Genomic DNA, 339 nt, shown 5'->3' with positions numbered 1-339 from the left:
AACATTCATGAGTGAACGGTCTTCTTTTACGCAGAAAGTTTCGAATAACGGATTGTTGTCGATTTCATCATATAAAAGTTTGGCTTTAGCTTCGTTTCTTTGTTCTGCAGCAGCAATTCCTCCGTTTCTTTCAAGGTACTGAAGGGTAAGTAAAGAAGCGTATACAGGGAATACCGGTGGAGTATTGTACATAGATTCTTTAGCAATGTGCTGAGAATAATCCAGGATAGAGAACATATTTTCTCTTCCTGTTTTACCAAGAATTTCTTTTTTGATAACCACCAGAGTAACTCCGGCAGGTCCCATATTTTTCTGAGCTCCGGCATAGATAAGGTCAAA

1 protein-coding gene is annotated in these 339 nt (G+C 38.6%); it reads right to left on the bottom strand.

The window, feature by feature from the left end; translation table 11 throughout:
- Positions 1 to 339, bottom strand: a 339-nt coding sequence (locus GB932_RS22205; RefSeq protein ID WP_156758939.1) for an aminotransferase class V-fold PLP-dependent enzyme, incomplete at both ends; no start/stop codon positions are given.

The sequence above is a fragment of the Microbacterium karelineae genome, assembly GCF_009745985.1.
GTDB lineage: Bacteria > Actinomycetota > Actinomycetes > Actinomycetales > Microbacteriaceae > Microbacterium > Microbacterium karelineae.
Note: the sequence above shows the minus strand (reverse complement) of the source record. Positions and strands in the feature narration are given on the sequence as shown.